Raw genomic sequence first — 17,060 nt, forward strand, 5'->3', positions numbered from 1 at the left:
TCCGGACGAAAGGCGTGGGGCGGTTTGATCAGCCCCTGACGGTCTTGACGATCTCGCTCAGCGCGGACTCGGCCGCCACCTCGCGGCTCTCGCCGGTGAAGCGGTCCCGCACCTCCACCTTGCCCTCGCCCCAGCCGCGGCCGACGACCACGACCAGCGGGACACCGAGCAGTTCGGAGTCCTTGAACTTCACGCCCGGCGACGCCTTGCGATCGTCGAGGATGACCTCGAGACCGGCCTTGTCGAGGTCGGCGGCGAGTCCCTCGGCGCCTTCCCGGGCGGTGTCGTCCTTGTTGGCGATCACCACGTGCACGTCGGCGGGCGACACCTCGGCCGGCCAGCGCAGGCCCTTCTCGTCGTGGTGCTGTTCCGCGATCACGGCGACGAGACGGGAGACGCCGACGCCGTAGGACCCCATGGTGGGCCGGACAGGCTTGCCGTTCTCGCCGAGCACGTCCACGGAGAACACGTCGGTGTACTTGCGACCCAGCTGGAAGACGTGACCGATCTCGATGCCCCGCGCCGCGACGAGTTCACCGGCGCCGTCGGGTGACGGGTCGCCTCCGCGGACCTCGGCGGCCTCGATGGTGCCGTCCGGGACGAAATCGCGGCCCGCGACGAGCCCGACCACGTGCTTGCCCTTCTCGTCGGCACCAGTGATCCAGCTGGTGCCGTCGACGATGCGGGGATCGACGAGGTACCGGACACCGTTGGCCTGCAGCGCCTTCGGTCCGACGTACCCCTTCACCAGGAACGGATTGGCCTCGAAGTCCGCCTCGGTGAGCAGTGCGAACTCGGCGGGCTCGAGCGAGGCGCCGAGACGCTTGTCGTCGACCTCGCGGTCGCCGGGGACACCGATGGCGAGCAGTTCCCACTTCCCGCCGGGCTGCCGGGTCTTGACGAGGAGGTTCTTCAGCGTGTCCGCGGCAGTGACGGTCCGGCCCAGGTCGGCGTCGTTCGCCCACGCGACGAGCGTCGCGATCGTGGGGGTGTCCGGCGTGTCGTACACCTTCGCGGCGGGCAGTCCGTCGAACGGAATCGGCTCGGGAGCGAGCGTCTTCACAGCCTCCACGTTGGCGGCGTAGCCGGACTCCAGGCAGCGGACGTACGTGTCCTCACCGATCTCGCTCTCGGCGAGGAACTCCTCCGACGCGCTGCCGCCCATCGCCCCGGACGTCGCCGACACGATCACGTACTTGACGCCGAGCCGGGCGAAGATCCGCTCGTACGCGTCGCGGTGCGCCTGATACGACTCGGTGAGCCCCTCGTCGGTGAGGTCGAAGGAGTACGAATCCTTCATGACGAACTCGCGGCCGCGCAGAATGCCGGCCCGCGGGCGCTCCTCGTCGCGGTACTTGGTCTGCACCTGGTACAGGGTGACCGGGAAATCCTTGTACGAGTTGTACTCGCCCTTGACGGTGAGCGCGAACAGTTCCTCGTGGGTGGGTCCGAGCAGGTAGTCGCCGCCCTTGCGGTCCTTCAGGCGGAACAGTCCGTCGCCGTACTCGGTCCAGCGGTTGGACGCCTCGTACGGTTCCCGCGGCAGCAGCGCGGGCAGGGAGATCTCCTGCGCACCGATGCCGTTCATCTCTTCCCGCACCACCCGCTCGACCTCGCGCAGCACGCGCAGACCCAGCGGCAGCCACGAGTAGACACCGGGCGCGATTCGACGCACGTAACCGGCGCGGACCAGCAGCTTGTGGCTGGGGACCTCGGCGTCGGCGGGGTCGTCGCGCAGCGTGCGGAGGAACAGGTGGGACAGGCGGGTAATCACGGGATACCAGAATAGTCGGCTGGGACGAGGCCGGGCGCGTCGGTAGGGTTTCGTGCGTGCTGGTGCTACTTCCTCCCTCCGAAACCAAGTCCGACGGCGGCGCCGACGCGCCCCTCGACCTGGCCGAGCTGTCCATGCCGCAGCTCACCGAAACCCGTGAAATGCTGGTCCAGGCGCTGGTCACGCTCGCCGCGGACGGGGAGGCGTCGCAGCTCGCGCTCGGCCTCGGCCCCACGCAGGCCGACGAGATCGAGCGCAACGCCAAACTGTGGGTCTCCCCCACCCGGCCCGCACTCGAGCGCTACACGGGTGTGCTGTTCGACGCGCTCGACGCGAAGTCGTTCACCAGGACGCAGAAGTCCAAGGCGCTGTCGCGGCTCGCGATGGGGTCCGCACTGTTCGGTGCGGTGCGCGCCGGTGACCTGATCCCCGCCTACCGGCTGTCGGGCGGGTCGAAGCTTCCCGGGCTGAGCACCCTCCGGGCGTTGTGGAAGCCGGAACTGTCCCGGGCGATCACGGCCGAGGCGGACGGTCTCGTCGTCGACCTGCGGTCGGGGACGTACCAGCAGCTCGGACCGATCCCCGAGGCGGTGATCGCCACGGTTCTCACCGAGAAGCCGGACGGCACCCGCACCGTCGTCAGCCATTTCAACAAGCACCACAAGGGTCTGCTGGCCCGTGCGCTCACCGTGTCCCGTGCCGAACCCCAGGACGTTCGCGGGGTGGCGCGGGTGGCGTCGAAGGCCGGACTGCGCGTCGAGGTGGCGTCAGACCGCGAGCTGATCATCCTCACCGACTGACCCCACCCGTGAGTACTTGTTAACCGCGGGCGGTTAACAAGTACTCACGGGTGCGTCAGCGCTCGGCGGGCTTGACTGCGAGGACCGGTTTGCGGCAGGACAGCAGCAGCCGCTGGGCGGTGCTTCCCATCAGCAGCTTCCCGACGGGGGTGCGGTCGCGGATGCCGATCACGAGCAGTTCCGCGTTCGGCGCCGTCATCGCCTCGAGGATCACGTCGACGGTTTCGTCCCCGACGATCTGCCGGACCTCGTGGTCGATTCCGCTCGCGGCCAGTTTGCCTTCGAGTTCCTGCAGGTGTGCGTTGTCGGCGAACGACTGATCGGCGAGGGAGTCGCCCTTCGACGAGTTGATCACGAGCAGCGACGTTCCGCGCAGCTGCGCCTCCGCGACGCCGTGTTCGAGGGCCGCCCCTCCGAACTGGTCGGGGGTGTATCCGACGACGATCATGCGTGTGCCTTCTCTCTTGTGTCGGTGGAGTCGCCGCCGGCCGGTCCGTCGGGGAAATCGGGGGCCGCGACGGGGTAGTGCGCGCGGACGACCTTGGCGACGAGGGGTGCGATGAGGAGCACGGCGATCACGATGTAGACGATGATCGCGACGGGCTCGGTGAACAGGCTGCCCCAGTCGCCGCCGCCGAGTTGCAGGCTCTGCCGCAGTTGCCGTTCGATGCGCGGCCCGAGGATGACGCCGATGATCAACGGCAGCACCGGCAGCCCGAACCTCCGCATCATCAGACCCAGCAACCCGAACGTCAGCAGCAGCGCCAGGTCGAGCCATTGGAGGTTGACGGCGAACGCGCCCAGGGCGGCGAAGAACAGGATGCCCGCGTACAGGTAGGGGCGCGGGGTGCGAAGCAGCTTCGCCCACAGCGGCGCGAGCGGAAGGTTGAGCACCAGCAGCAGGAAATTGCCGATGAACAGACTGGCGATCAGTGTCCAGATCAGCAGCGGTTCCTTCTCGAACAGGGTCGGGCCCGGCTGGATTCCGTACGACACGAAGGCCGTCAGCATGACCGCGGCCGTGGCGTTGGTCGGCAGACCCAGGGAGAGCATCGGCACGAGCGTGCCTGCCGCCGACGCGTTGTTGGCGGCCTCGGGGCCTGCGACACCCTCGATGGCGCCCTTGCCGAATTCGTCCTTGTGCTTCGACAGCTTCTTCTCGGTGATGTAGGAGAGGAACGTGGGCAGTTCGGCGCCGCCCGCGGGCAGCGCACCGAACGGGAACCCGTAGGCGGTGCCCCGCAGCCACGGCTTCCAGGAACGCTTCCAGTCGCTCTTGCCCATCCAGGGCCTGCCGACGGGGATGACCTCGGCCGGTTTGCGACGGAGGTGCGCGGCGACCCAGAGGGCCTCGCCGAGCGCGAACACGGCGACCGCGACGACGACGATGTCGATCCCGTCCGACAGCTGCGGGATGCCGAACGTGGCACGCGGCTGGCCGGTGAGGAAGTCGATGCCGACCAACCCGATCGCGAGACCCAGGAGCAGGGAGATGCAGCCGCGGAGCTTGGAGGTTCCGAGGACCGCGGTGACGGCGACGAGAGCGAGCAGCATGATCGCGAGGTAGGACGGCGCACCGAGGGTGACCGCGAAACTCGAGACGGCAGGGGCGAAGAGCACCAGGAGCATCGTGCCGATGGACCCGGCGACGAACGACCCGATCGCGGCGGTCGCCAGGGCCTGCGCGGCCCTGCCTGCTCTCGCCATCTTGTTGCCCTCGATCGCCGTGATCACCGAGGAGGACTCGCCCGGCGTGTTCAGCAGGATCGACGTCGTCGACCCGCCGTACATGCCGCCGTAGTAGATGCCGGCGAACATGATGAACGCGGCGCTCGGGCTGACGTTGTAGGTGACGGGAAGCAGGAGGGCGACGGTCATGGCCGGTCCGATGCCCGGGAGCACACCGACCGCCGTGCCGAGCAGGACGCCGATGCAGGCGTAGAGCAGGTTCATGGGGGTGGCCGCCTGCTCGAACCCCTGCAGCAGCCAGTTCAGATTGTCCATGTCAGAGAATTCCGTCCAGAATGCCTGCGGGCAGCGGTATTCCGAGCCCGACGTAGAACGCGTAGAAGCTGCCGAATCCGAGTACGGCCCCGATCGCGATGTTGCGCACCCAGTGCCTGCTGCCCAGAATTGTTGCGGCCCCGGCGAACAGGACGGTGCCGATGATCGCCCAGCCCAGGAAGTCGACGAGCGCGATGGTCACCACGAACAACCCGACGAGCAGACCGACTGTCTTCCAGTCGCCCGGAGAGTCCGGATCGACGTCCTCTCCGCTGTCCGCATCCCCGGTGGAGCCACGCAGGATCGCGACGGCGAATACCACCGACAACACCAGCAGTCCCCCACCGATGACGAGCGGGAACAGTCGCGGGCCCACCGGGTCCACCTTCGCGAAGCCCTCGCTGAGCGACAGCGCGTCGACGACGAGGAACACCCCGATCACGGCCAGCACCGCGCACACGACGAACTGCGCGTAGTCCCTCCGCTTCGGCGCCGTGTCCGCGGAGACGGCGGACGGTTCTGCGGGCGCGGTCATGCCAGCCCCAATTCGGCCAGCGTGGACGAGACCCGCTCGTCCTGGTCCCGGAGGAACTGCTCGAACTCCGGTCCCGTCATGAAGGCGTCACTCCAACCGTTCTTCACCAGGGCCTCCTTCCATTCCGGTGTGTCGTGCAACTTCTGAAGCGCCTCGACCATGTCGGCCTTGGCGCCGTCGGACAGCCCGGGCGGCGCCAGGACGCCCCGCCAGTTGGTGAAGGTCAGGTCCACTCCGGCCTCGGTGAGCGTCGGCGCGTCGACACCTTCGACCCGCTCGTTTCCCGACACCGCGAGGACCCGGACCTGGCCGGCCTCGATCTGGTCCACGTACTCGCCGAGGCCCGACGTGCCCGCGGTGATCTTCTTACCGAGAAGGGCAGTCAGCAGGTCGCCTCCGCCGTCGTAGGACACGTAGTTCACCGCGTTCGGGTCCACTCCCACCGCGCGTGCCGTCTCCATCGGGAACAGGTGGTCGGGGCCGCCGGGCGAGGAACCGCCGCCGATGGTGATCGACGCCGGGTCCGCACGCCAGGCCGCCACGAAGTCGTCGATGGTCTGCAGTGGCGAATCCGCGGGCACGAGAATGCCCTCCTGCTCCTCGACCATCTTGGCCAGGGCGGTGGCGTCGGAGACGCGTGCGGTGGAGCCGTTGGTGTATCCGGCGCCGACGACGCCGAGGCCCATCATCATCATGAGGTCGTCGTTGCCGGCCTCGTTCATCAGCCGGGCCATCGCCACCGTTCCACCTGCGCCGATCACGTTGAAGACCTCGACGCGGCCGGTGATGTCCTCGTCTTCCATGATCTTCACCGCGGTCCGCGCCGTGAGGTCGTAGCCGCCGCCCGGACTGTTCGGAACCATCATCCGCACCCTGTGCAGGCCCTCGTCCTCGCCGCGGGTGACCCCGCAGCCGGCCACGAGGAGGCCCACGAGCGCGAGCAGGAGCAGCGCGCGTACCCTGCTCCCGCTACCTGTTCTCGACATCGTTCCCCATTTCGCCATGAATGTGATCTTCCGCAATACTGAACCTCCGGCGTGATGCACGTCACCTATGCGAACGAAACGGAACTTAAGTTCATTGTGGTCACCACTTCATCCCCGCGTTCGTAGCCTCGCGGGCCAGGTCCTGCTCCTCCAGCTCGTCGTCGTCGCCGTCGTGCTGCTCGCGGTGGCCGCGGTGTCGGTCCACCAGTCGACCGTGGAGTTCCGCGACCTCCAGGGACAGCGCATGATCGCGGTGGCCGAGAACGTGGCGTCGACGCCGGTGGTGCGCGACCAGCTGTCGGACCGCTCGGTCGAGCGGGTGCTGGCACCGGAGGTCGATCGCGCCGTCAACCTGTCGGGCGCCACGCTCGCCGAGATCGTCGCGCCGAACGGGGCGGTCACCGTGTCGTCGGATCCGACCCGGCTCGGGGTTCCCGCGGAACTCGGGGCCAGCGACGTGATGACCGGACGCGCCTGGTCGGGCGACGTGGACGTCGACGGGCGCCGCGCCATCGTCGGGCACGTCCCGATCCTGTCCGCGACCGGGGACGTCCTTGCGGTCGTCTCCGTCAGCGACGACTACCCGTCCATATGGGACCTGCTCAGCAGCGCGGGGGCGCGCCTGCTCCTGTATCTCGGAATCGGCGCCGGTCTGGGGCTTCTCGGCTCGTGGCTGCTGTCCCGCCGGATCAAGACCCACACCCGCGGACTCGAAATCGCCGAGATCGCAAGTCTCGCCGACCATCGCGAGGCCCTGCTGCACAGCATCCGCGAGGGGGTGGTCGCGGTGAACCCCGACGGGGTGATCACCGTGCTCAACGACAGCGCCCAGGAACTGCTCGACCTCACCGGCGACGCCGTCGGCAGGCACGTCGACGACGTCGCGCTCGACCCGGCCGTCCGGCAGTACCTCCTCACCGGGGAGGACGGCCGCGACGTGGTGCTGTCGACGTCGTCGCGGATGCTCGCCTTGAGCCGCCGCGCCGCGACCAGCCAGGGCCACGAGATCGGCACCGTCACCACGATGCGCGACAGCACCGAACTGGCGTCGATGCAGAGCCAGCTGTCTTCGCACAAGAGTGTCACCGACACCCTGCGGGCGCAGACTCACGAGTTCGCCAACCAGCTGCACACGATCTCGGGGCTGACACAGCTCGGCGACTACGACGCGGTCACCGAGTTCGTCGGCACCCTCACCCGCCGTCGGGCGGAGATCAGTGATGCTGTCACGCAACGCATCTCGGATCCCGCCGTGGCCGCGCTGCTGATCGCGAAGACGTCGCTCGCCGCCGAGACCGGGGTGTCGCTGACGCTGGAACCGGACTCGCACCTGCACGCCCTCGACCCCGAACTCGCCACCGACGTGATCACCGTGCTCGGCAACCTCATCGACAACGCCGTCGACGTCTCCGAGGGCGGCCGGGACGCGCGGATCTCGATCCGGATCACCGACGACGACGGCATTCTCATCGAGGTCGCCGATTCCGGCCCCGGAGTTCCCGAGACGATGCGGGAGGAGATCTTCTCCCGCGGGGTCACCTCGAAGCCCGGCACGCCCGGCGGCCGCGGAATCGGGCTCGCCCTGGTCCGTCTCGTCAGCTCCCAGCACGGCGGGTCCGCGGCCGTCTCGGACGCACCCGGCACCGGTGGTGCCTTGTTCACCGTCCACGTGCCGCGTAGCTAGACTCTCCGATCATGACGGGACGGCGCGGCGATGTATGAGGTCCTGGTCGTCGACGACGACTTCATGGTCGCGGAGATCCACCGCCGATTCGTCGACAAGACACCGGGGTTCACCACCGTCGGGGTGGCGCGGACCGCGGCGGACGCCCTCGAATCGGTGCGCACCGGCAACCCCGACCTCGTGCTCCTGGACGTGTACCTGCCGGACATGTCCGGCCTCGACGTCCTGCAGCGACTGCGCGCCGAGGGCAACGCCGTGGGGGTCATCATGATCACCGCCGCCCGGGAAATCGACACCGTCAGCCGCGCACTGCACGGCGGCGCCTCCGACTATCTGGTCAAGCCCTTCGACTACACGCAGCTGCAGGAGAAACTCGAGAACTTCCGGCGCCGCGCCCGCGCGCTCGAATCACAGTCCGGCGCAGACCAATCCCTGATCGACTCCCTGTTCGGGGGCAAGGGCAAGAATCCGGACCCGAGCCGGCTACCGAAGGGGCTCAGCGCCGAAACCGGCCGCCTGGTGCTCGACATCCTGCGGTCGAAGGGCGAACTGTCGTCGACCGAGTGCGCCGAACTCGCCGGACTGTCCCGGGTCAGTGTCCGCCGCTACCTCGAGCACTACCTGTCCGAGGGACTGCTGGAGGTCCGGCTGGAGTACGGGGGTGCGGGCAGGCCCGTGCGCCGGTACCGGCCGGCACCCCGCTGACCACAGGCTCCGTCAGGATCGGGTGCAGGTACCGGGCAGTGCGAACGGTGTCGAGTCGCCCGCGCCGCGGCTCTCCGCGCGCTGCAACAGGTCGAGTGTGGCGGCGCCGAAGGCCGGCGAGTAGGACACCGAGTCGGTGCACCCGCCGTGGTCGAGGCCACCGACGAGGGCGACGACCCGCGGACCCGCCACCCACGGGCCACCACTCGTTCCGTCGCCGAGACCGTCGCAGACCACCGTCGGATAGCTGTCCGTCGACGTGGTCGCGGCTGTGCACGACACCGGACTGTCACCCAGCGTCGGGTAGCCGGTAACCGCCACGGTGGTCTCGGCTGCCGGGGCGGGCGCCAGTTCGAAGCCGCCACCGACCACCGATTCGACGGAGGCGGGCACGGTGGTTCCACTCGGCGCCACCCGGAGGACGGCATAGTCGTGCTGGGGGTCCTGCGACTCCAGCCAGGCGGGGTCGACGTAGATCTGGGACACCGTCCACAGTCCGAACGGGGCCACGCCGCGGTCGTATCCGGGCGCGAACGACAGGGCACCGCCGGACCCTGCGATGCAGTGCGCGGCGGTGAGCACGAGGTCGCCGTCCGTGCTGTCCAGGACCGATCCGGTGCAGACGTGGATCGGCGTCCCGGCCAGGAACAGCGGACCGACGCGTGGGTCCGGTGCGGCGGGCGCGGCGGTGGCCGGAACCCCGGCCACCCAGGCAGCCAGCAGCATGCCTACTGCGACTGCCCCCATGACGGACGTGCGGGTGGGCGTGAGCACAGGACCATCATGCTCCGCCCGGCGTGCGCGGGCGGGCGGATTTCTGCTACCTGCCGCCGGAGTCAGCCGCGTTGCGGAAGCTGCTGCAGCGCCCACTGGTTGCCGTCGGGATCGGCGAAATACACGAAGCGCCCCCATGCCAGATCCTGCACCTCGCTGACGGGCACACCGCGGGCGGACAGTTCCGCGTGGGCGGCATCGGCGTCGTCGATGACGATCTGCAACCCGTGCACCGAGCCGGGCGGGGTGTCGACCAGGCCCTCGCCGACGGCGATCGAGCAGGCCGACCCGGGCGGAGTGAGCTGGACGAACCGCACATTCTCATCCACGCGGTGATCGTGGTCGACGACGAAGCCGACCTGGTCGGCGTAGAACGCCTTGGCCCGGTCCACATCGGACACCGGCAGAATGATCAGCTCGATTTTGTAGTCCATGACCGGATGCTAGCGACGGTCTCCGGCTACCGGGCCGAAACGCTCACGCCTGCTGCGCGGCCTTCTCGGCGGCCTGCGCCTGCGCGACCTGTTGCGGGGTGAAGCGGATGAACAGCGCGGCGAATCCCGCGATGAGGGCGCAGCCGGCGCTGCCGACGAGGGCGAAGGTGTAGCCGTTGCCCAGTGCCTCGAGTTGCGCCGGATTCATGTCCGCGACCTTGCCGGAGATGCCGCCGAGCGAGAGGGTGCGCGACGTGGCCATCGCCCCGATGACGGCGAGGGCGAGGGGGCCGCCCAGGGTCTGCGCCACCTGCGCGATGGCGGCGAGCGGCCCGATCTCGGTTTCCGACACCCCGGCGATGGCGCACAGCGGGAGCGGGACCACGGCGAGTCCGACGCCGAACCCGATGCCGATGACCGGTACGAACAGGTTGGCCAGATAGGTGGCGGAACTGTCGAGGGTCGACCCGTAGAGCAGCCCGACCACCATGATCGTGGCGCCGGCGACCACGAGCCACCGCGGCTGGATCCGCACGGCGAGCTTGGACGCCACCGCGGCCGCGCTGCCGAGGCCGAACGCGAACGGGATGAACGCGAGGCCCGCCTCCAGCGGGCTGTAGCCGAGGATGTCCTGGACGAACAACGCCACGAACGCGGCGACCGTGAACATGACGGCACCGGCGAAGAAGATCGCGACGAGCGTCGCCACCCGGTTCTTGTCGTGGAACAGCGAGAACGGCAGCAGCGGGTTGTCGGCGGTCCGTTCGACGTACAGGAACGCGCCGAACAGCAGCAGCCCGGCGACGAGCGCACCGATCACGTACGGACTCCCCCAGCCGAGTTCCGGGCCCTCGGTGAGCGCGAACACCACGCCCGTCGCCGCGACCGTCGCGAGGACCGCGCCGGGAACGTCGAGGGCCAGGCGCTCGCCCGCCGTCTCCTTCAGCGCCACGAACGCGCACCCCACGATGACGACGCCGATGGGCACGTTGATGAGGAAGATCAGGCGCCACGACACCTCGGTGAGCGCGCCGCCGATGATCAGGCCCGCGATCGACCCGATGCCCGTCATGGCCGCGAAGATCGCGATGGCCTGGTTGCGCGCGGGTCCGGCCGCGAACGTCGTCGCGACCAGGGCCAGTGCCGTCGGCGAGGCCACCGCGGCGCCGACGCCCTGCAGGAACCGGGCCGCGATCAGCATGAACTCGCCCACCGCCAGACCGCACAGCAGCGAGGCGATCGTGAACAGGGCGACACCGCCGACGAACATCTTCTTCCGGCCGAACGCGTCACCGAGCCGTCCGCCCAGCAGCATGAGGCCACCGAACGCAAGCGCGTACGACGTCAGCACCCAGTTGCGGCCGCTGTCGCTCAGACCCAGGTCGGCCTGCAGCGGCGCGAGCGCCAGATTCGCGACGGTGCCGTCGAGGACCACCATCATCTGCAGCCCGCTCAGCACGACGATCGCCAGCCCCATCACGCGGGTGGCGGCGGGCGGATTCACCGTGGCTCTCGCCGCAGACTGGTTCGACGCCGGCGCGCCTTCGGGTACTCGGGATTCAGACACGGGGGTTCACGTTACCCAGCGTCCACAGAAAACCCGGCCACGGGCCCGATGACCACGATGGCGGGGGGACGGATCTGCTCTTCCTTGACCCGCGCGGCCACGGTCTGGAGATCGGCCCGCAGGGTGCGCTGCGTCCGCAGCGTGCCCTCCTGGATCACCGTGACCGGGGTGTCCACGGGACGCCCGCCGTCCATCAGGACGGTCGCGAACGCCTCGATGCGTTCGACGGCCATCAGCAACACGATCGTGCCCTTCAACCGGGCCAGCGCCGACCAGTCGACGAGGGAATCCGGGTGGTCGGGGGCGACGTGACCGCTGACGACGACGAACTCGTGGGTGACGCCCCGGTGGGTGACCGGGATGCCGGCGGCCGACGGCACCGAGATGGCGCTGGTGATCCCGGGGACGACCGTGACGGGCACACCCGCCGCGGCGCACGCCTCCAGTTCCTCGTAGCCGCGCCCGAACACGTACGGGTCGCCGCCCTTGAGCCGCACCACGAACTTGCCGGCCTTCGCGCCGTCGATGAGGGCGGCGTTGATCGCCTCCTGCGCCATCGCGCGGCCGTACGGAATCTTCGCGGCGTCGATGACCTCGACGTCCGAGCCCAGTTCGGCGAGCAGTTCGGGCGGGGCGAGGCGGTCGGCGACCACCACGTCGGCCCGGGCCAGCAGTCGACGGCCGCGCACGGTGATGAGGTCGGGGTCGCCCGGACCGCCGCCCACCAGCGCGACACCGGCTGCCGGATGGTCGGCGGTGTCGGCGACCGCACCCGATTGCAGGCCCTCGACGAGGGCAGTGCGCACGGCGGCGGACCGACGGTGGTCGCCGCCGGCCAGCACGCCGATGCTCATCCCGTCGTAGCTCGCGCTCGCCGGAGTGACGGCGGTGCCGTAGCGGGCGTTGTCGGCGCGGACGCAGAAGACACGGTTCCGCTCGGCCTCCGCGACGATCGCCGCGTTGGTGTCCGGTTCGTCCGTGCACGCGATGGCGTACCAGGCGTCGGCGAGGTCGCCGTCCCGGTACTCGCGAAGTTCCACTGTGATCTGTCCCGCAGTGGCCATTCCCTCGACGGCCGGCGTGACCGCGCGGCTGATCAGGTGGACCCGTGCACCCGATGCGATCAGGAGCCCGAGCCTGCGCTGTGCGACTGTTCCGCCACCGACCACGACCACACGACGATCGGCCAAATTGAGTCCGACCAGGTAGTTGGTCTCGTCTCCGGTGGCAGCAGTCACGCGCTCTCCCCGTTTCTCCAGAAAATCCTGCACGTCTTGTCTCGAACCTACGAAACTTTACGGGCTGCCGCGACGACGACGCCATTCGCGGACCACTTGGTCACGATCAGGGGCCCGCCGCCCGCGCCGAGCACGGCCGCCGCTTCCGCGACGCTCGGCGATCCCGTCGCCGAGTGAACCCGGTCCGACGGGTTCGCCACCTCGACGGCGGCGAGTTCCGCCGCCGCGAATCCGCGGACGGGGACACCCAACGCCGCCGCCGCATCCCGGACAGCCGGGTCCACGGACTTACGGTCGAGGGTGCACAGGCAGTCCAGAGTCCCGTCCGAATCCGGGCCCGCGGACGTCAGCACGTGCCGGACGGCGGCGAGGATGTCCGCGCTGCCCGCGGCCGCGCGGAACCCGACGCCGACGCAGAGATCACCCATGCGCGGCGAAGGTGCGGGCCGCGGCCACGAAACGGGTGATCGCCGCCGGGTGGCCCGCGGGGTGGGTGTGCAGGTACGAGGCGTGCACGCCGTCGCGCACGAAACCCTCGCGCGCAGGGTCACCGTCCCAGGGCCGCCAGCCCCAGGCCGGCGCGAAGCCGTCCGCCTCCGCCGCGGTGAGCGACGTGCGATGGAACTCGTGGCCGACCACCCGCTCACCGGCCGCGAAGAGCGTGGAGTCCGTGACCGCCACCGCCTCGCGGTACCCGAGCGTGAGACGAGACCCGAACGAGGCGTCGACCCCGACCACGGAGGCCATCGCGTGCCCGTCGAGGCTGCGGGCGAGGTAGAGCAGACCGGCGCACTCCGCATGGATCGGTGCCCCCGATGTGGCGAGTGCGCGTATCTGAGACAGGAGCGCAGAGTTTTCCGCGAGCGCGACGGCGTGCTCCTCGGGGAAACCACCGGGCAGCACCACGCCGCTCGTGCCGGTCGGCAACGCGTCGTGCAGGGGGTCGAACGTGATCACGTCCGCACCGGCGGCGTCCAGGAGTTCGCGGTGCTCGGCGTACCCGAACGTGAACGCGCGGCCCCCGGCGATCGCCACGGTCGGGCGCGGGCCGGGCGGAATCGGTCCGACCTCGTCGGCGGGGTCCCACGCCGGCCCGTCGACCGCCGAGGACGCGAGTGCGCGGATGGCGGGGAGGTCGAGGTGGCGGGCTGCCAATCGGGTCATGGCGTCGACGGCGTCCACCGCGTCGGCTCCGTGCTCCGCGGCCGGGATCAGCCCGAGATGGCGGGACGGGACCTCCAGTTCGGCCATCCGCGGCACGGCGCCGAGCACGGGGAGCCCGACGCGCTCGCACGCCTGCCGCAGCACCTGTTCGTGCCGCGGGCTGCCCACCCGGTTGAGGATCACCCCGCCGATGCGAACCCCGGAGTCGTACGTCGAGAAGCCGTGCAGGACGGCGGCCAGGCTCTGACTGTGGCCGCGAGCGTCCACCACGAGCACCACGGGGGCGCCGAGCAGCGCTGCCACCTGGGCCGTCGATCCCTCCGCCGACGGCTCGTGGGACGCGGCGTCGATCTTGCCGTCGAACAGGCCCATGACACCCTCGACGACCGCGACGTCGCACCCCGAACTCCCGTGCCGGTACAGCGGGGCGATCCGCTCCGCGCCGACCATGACCGGGTCGAGATTGCGTCCCGGACGTCCGGCCGCGAGCCCGTGGTACCCGGGGTCGATGTAGTCGGGGCCGACTTTGAACGGTGCCACCGCGTAGCCGGACTCACGCAGCGCCCCCACCAAACCGGTTGCGACGGTGGTCTTTCCACTACCCGATGCGGGGGCGGCGATGACCACCGCGGGCACAGCGGCGAGGGTGGTCACCACTCGATTCCCCGCTGGCCCTTCCGGCCCGCGTCCATCGGATGCTTGATCTTGGTCATCTCCGTCACCAGATCCGCGGCGTCGATCAGCGCCTGCGGGGCGTCGCGGCCCGTGATCACCACGTGCTGGTTGCCCGGCCGGTTCCGCAGGACCTCGACCACCTCGTCGACGTCGACCCATCCCCACTTCAGGGGGTATGTGAATTCGTCGAGCACGTAGAAGCGGTGCTCCTCGGCGCCCAGCCGGCGCGCGATCTCAGCCCACCCCTCAGCGGCCGCGGCGGCGTGGTCCTCCTCGCTGCCGTGCTTACGCGTCCACGACCAGCCCTCGCCCATCTTGTGCCACTGCACCGCCCCGCCGACACCGGTGTCGTCGTGCAGTTGGCCGAGGGCACGGAAGGCGGCTTCCTCCCCCACCTTCCACTTGGCGCTCTTGACGAACTGGAACACTCCGACGTCGAATCCCTGATTCCAGGCGCGCAGCGCCATGCCGAACGCGGCCGTCGACTTCCCCTTGCCCGGTCCGGTGTGGACCGCGAGCACGGGAGCGTTGCGCCGTTGACGCGTGGTGAGGCCGTCGTTCGGAACGTTCTCGGGAACACCCTTGGGCATGTGCCTTCTCTCTCCCTACCGAATCCGCGTCCGGGTCACGCCGCGGCGCGGACGACGCCCGCAACCTGCTGCGCGGACAATTCGCCGAGCCGGACGTAACCACCCCGCAGCCGGCGGGACAGCTCCGCGGCAAGCCCGAGCCGGACCATCCCGGTCTCGCAGTCGACGACCACCGACGCGACCGCGCTGTCCGCGAGCAGGCCCGCGGCCACCTTCGCCCGGTGCAGTGCGTCCTTGCCGCCGGTCGCCCGTCCGTCGGTCAGCGCGACGACGAGAGCGCGGCGCTGCGGGTCGCGGAGCCGTTCCCGCAGCACGACCTCGCGCGCACGCAGAAATCCTTCTGCCAGTGGCGATTTGCCACCCGTCTTCATTCCCTGCAGACGACGGACGGCGATGTCGACCGACGAGGTGGGCGGCAGGACGAGTTCCGCGGCCCGACCGCGGACCGTGATCACCGCCACCTTGTCGCGGCGCTGGTAGGCGTCGCGGAGCAGCGAGACGACGGCGCCGGTCACGGCCGACAACCGGTCACGGGCCGCCATCGACCCGGATGCGTCGACGACGAACACCACGAGATTGCCCTCGCGGCCTTCGCGGATCGCTCCGCGCAGATCGACGGAATCGAGGATCATCCGTCCGGCGGTCCGGCCGCGGGCAACCTGCTGCCCGGCTGCGGCGAAGAGCGTGCCGACCAGGTGGAGTCCGTGCCCCGACTCGGCGGTGGAGCGCACCGCGCGACCGCGCGACGAACGGGAACGGGAACGCCGCCCCGGCGCGCCCTCGCCGACCCCGGGTACCTCGAGAAGGTTGGTGGTGAACTGGGTGCCGGTCGGTCCGGCCGGGCGCTCCGGCGGCGCCGGTGCGCCGCCTCCGGGCCCGTCGGGATCGTCGGGTCCCTCCGGGTCGGTATCCGTGCCGTCCGCCGCGGGCGGTGCGCCGGGCGAAGATCCGGGTTCCTGCTCCGGCGGTTCCCCGGCACCGGACCGCGCATCCTCGTCGGCCTGCCGGAGCGCGTCGTCGAGTTGCTGTTCGTCGAGACCGGGTTCGTCGAACGGATCCCGGCGGCGACGGTGCGGCAGGGTCAGTTCAGCGGCCACCCGCACGTCCTCCGCCTCGACGGCCCCGGCGCCCCGCCATGCGGCGTGCGCGGTCGCGGTGCGGGCGAGGACGAGATCGGCGCGCATGCCGTCCACGTCGAACGACGCACAGAGAGAAGCGATTCGGCGCAACTCGACGTCGTCGAGCACGACGGAGTCGAGCCGGTCGCGGGCCTCGAGGATGGCGGCGGCGAGGGCGGCGTCCTGCGCGGCGTAGCGCTCGACGAACCCTGCGGGATCACGCTCGAAGTCCAGCCGCCGCCGGACCACCTCCATGCGCACGTCCACCTCCCGCGACGCCGCGACGTCGACGGCCAGCCCGAACCGGTCGAGAAGCTGCGGCCGGAGCTCGCCCTCCTCCGGATTCATCGTGCCGACCATGACGAACCGGGCGGCGTGCGAATGCGAGATGCCGTCCCGTTCGACGTGGACGCGGCCCATCGCCGCGGCGTCGAGGAGCACGTCGACCAGATGGTCGTGCAGGAGGTTGACCTCGTCGACGTAGAGCACACCCTGATGAGCAGCCGACAGCAGTCCGGGTTGGAACGCGCGCTCACCGTCGCGCAGCACCTTCTCGAGATCGAGGGAACCGACGACGCGGTCTTCCGTGGCTCCGACCGGCAGTTCGATCAGCCGCGCCGGGCGGGTGCCGTTCTCGTCCTGTACCGCAGGCAGCAGGGCGGTGAGAGCGCGAACGACCGTCGACTTGGCCGTACCCTTCTCACCGCGGACGAGGACGCCGCCGATACCGGGATGGACCGCGCAGAGGACGAGGGCCAGCCGCAACCGGTCCTGACCGACCACCGCACTGAACGGAAATCCCCACGAAAAGTCGGGTCGAACCTGATCCACTTCACGATCCGTACGCACGCTGCATCCCTTCACGTCCCGGTTTCCTCGCCGAGAGCTTTGGCCGGTACGAACGCCGCGGCAATCTGGCTGGGAGACCGGATCGGCAACCAGGGTGGTGGCAGCCGGTCAGAGATCCGTCACAGTGGCGGGACCGCGCCTGATTCGAACAGGACTTCCCCGC

At 70.0% G+C, this 17,060-nt stretch carries 16 protein-coding genes; 3 read left to right on the plus strand and 13 right to left on the minus strand.

Annotated features, from left to right (window positions below):
* Positions 1-28: 28 nt before the first annotated feature.
* A complete protein-coding gene (locus BLV94_RS11290) occupies positions 29-1,774 on the minus strand; it encodes a proline--tRNA ligase (RefSeq protein ID WP_072937861.1) in 1,746 nt (581 codons plus the stop codon).
* A gap of 56 nt (positions 1,775-1,830) precedes the next feature.
* Between BLV94_RS11290 and yaaA the strand changes: the two genes are divergently transcribed.
* A complete protein-coding gene (yaaA, locus tag BLV94_RS11295; protein WP_072937860.1) occupies positions 1,831-2,574 on the plus strand; it encodes a peroxide stress protein YaaA in 744 nt (247 codons plus the stop codon).
* Positions 2,575-2,629: 55 nt separating this feature from the next.
* On the opposite strand, the gene BLV94_RS11300 is transcribed toward yaaA, so the two are convergent.
* From BLV94_RS11300 to BLV94_RS11315, 4 genes are read right to left on the minus strand one after another with little or no spacing between them, the layout of a single operon-like run.
* A complete protein-coding gene (locus BLV94_RS11300) occupies positions 2,630-3,022 on the minus strand; it encodes a universal stress protein (protein WP_072937859.1) in 393 nt (130 codons plus the stop codon).
* Positions 3,019-4,578 carry a tripartite tricarboxylate transporter permease gene (locus tag BLV94_RS11305; protein WP_072937858.1) on the minus strand — a complete coding sequence of 520 codons (1,560 nt, stop codon included), beginning with the start codon at positions 4,576-4,578 and terminating at the stop codon, positions 3,019-3,021. Before BLV94_RS11305 ends, BLV94_RS11300 begins: the two co-directional genes overlap by 4 nt.
* Position 4,579: 1 nt before the next feature.
* A complete protein-coding gene (locus BLV94_RS11310) occupies positions 4,580-5,113 on the minus strand; it encodes a tripartite tricarboxylate transporter TctB family protein (protein ID WP_072937857.1) in 534 nt (177 codons plus the stop codon).
* The gene (locus BLV94_RS11315) at positions 5,110-6,099 is read right to left on the minus strand and encodes a Bug family tripartite tricarboxylate transporter substrate binding protein (protein ID WP_072937987.1); all 990 of its coding nucleotides are present in this window, start codon (positions 6,097-6,099) and stop codon (positions 5,110-5,112) included. The genes BLV94_RS11310 and BLV94_RS11315 overlap by 4 nt, the downstream gene beginning before the upstream one ends.
* Positions 6,100-6,166: 67 nt before the next feature.
* Between BLV94_RS11315 and BLV94_RS11320 the strand changes: the two genes are divergently transcribed.
* Both BLV94_RS11320 and BLV94_RS11325 read left to right on the plus strand, forming a co-directional pair.
* Complete coding sequence (locus tag BLV94_RS11320) at positions 6,167-7,783, plus strand: sensor histidine kinase (protein ID WP_072937856.1); 1,617 nt, start codon at positions 6,167-6,169, stop codon at positions 7,781-7,783.
* Between the two features lie 30 nt (positions 7,784-7,813).
* Entirely contained in the window at positions 7,814-8,488 is a 675-nt protein-coding gene (locus BLV94_RS11325) for a response regulator (protein ID WP_072937855.1), read from the plus strand.
* 12 nt (positions 8,489-8,500) lie between these two features.
* On the opposite strand, the gene BLV94_RS11330 is transcribed toward BLV94_RS11325, so the two are convergent.
* From BLV94_RS11330 to BLV94_RS11365, 8 genes are all read right to left on the minus strand, one after another.
* Positions 8,501-9,262, minus strand: a complete 762-nt coding sequence (locus tag BLV94_RS11330) for a trypsin-like serine peptidase (protein WP_072937854.1) — start codon at positions 9,260-9,262, stop codon at positions 8,501-8,503.
* A gap of 62 nt (positions 9,263-9,324) precedes the next feature.
* The gene (locus tag BLV94_RS11335) at positions 9,325-9,696 is read right to left on the minus strand and encodes a glyoxalase superfamily protein (RefSeq protein WP_072937853.1); all 372 of its coding nucleotides are present in this window, start codon (positions 9,694-9,696) and stop codon (positions 9,325-9,327) included.
* 43 nt (positions 9,697-9,739) lie between these two features.
* Positions 9,740-11,173 carry an MFS transporter gene (locus BLV94_RS11340; RefSeq protein ID WP_072937986.1) on the minus strand — a complete coding sequence of 478 codons (1,434 nt, stop codon included), beginning with the start codon at positions 11,171-11,173 and terminating at the stop codon, positions 9,740-9,742.
* A gap of 101 nt (positions 11,174-11,274) precedes the next feature.
* Positions 11,275-12,501 (minus strand): uroporphyrinogen-III C-methyltransferase, encoded by a 1,227-nt coding sequence (cobA, locus tag BLV94_RS11345; protein ID WP_072937984.1) that lies wholly within the window; start codon positions 12,499-12,501, stop codon positions 11,275-11,277.
* A gap of 47 nt (positions 12,502-12,548) precedes the next feature.
* Positions 12,549-12,929, minus strand: coding sequence for a cobalamin biosynthesis protein (locus BLV94_RS11350; protein ID WP_072937852.1), 381 nt, complete (start codon positions 12,927-12,929; stop codon positions 12,549-12,551).
* Complete coding sequence (locus tag BLV94_RS11355) at positions 12,922-14,322, minus strand: cobyrinic acid a,c-diamide synthase CobB (protein ID WP_072937851.1); 1,401 nt, start codon at positions 14,320-14,322, stop codon at positions 12,922-12,924. The genes BLV94_RS11350 and BLV94_RS11355 overlap by 8 nt, the downstream gene beginning before the upstream one ends.
* A complete protein-coding gene (gene cobO, locus BLV94_RS11360; protein WP_072937850.1) occupies positions 14,316-14,930 on the minus strand; it encodes a cob(I)yrinic acid a,c-diamide adenosyltransferase in 615 nt (204 codons plus the stop codon). Before cobO ends, BLV94_RS11355 begins: the two co-directional genes overlap by 7 nt.
* Before the next feature lie 35 nt (positions 14,931-14,965).
* Positions 14,966-16,879 carry a magnesium chelatase subunit D family protein gene (locus BLV94_RS11365; protein WP_072937849.1) on the minus strand — a complete coding sequence of 638 codons (1,914 nt, stop codon included), beginning with the start codon at positions 16,877-16,879 and terminating at the stop codon, positions 14,966-14,968.
* Positions 16,880-17,060: the final 181 nt, after the last annotated feature.

This window comes from Rhodococcus koreensis, from assembly GCF_900105905.1.
GTDB classification, from domain to species: Bacteria; Actinomycetota; Actinomycetes; order Mycobacteriales; family Mycobacteriaceae; genus Rhodococcus_F; species Rhodococcus_F koreensis.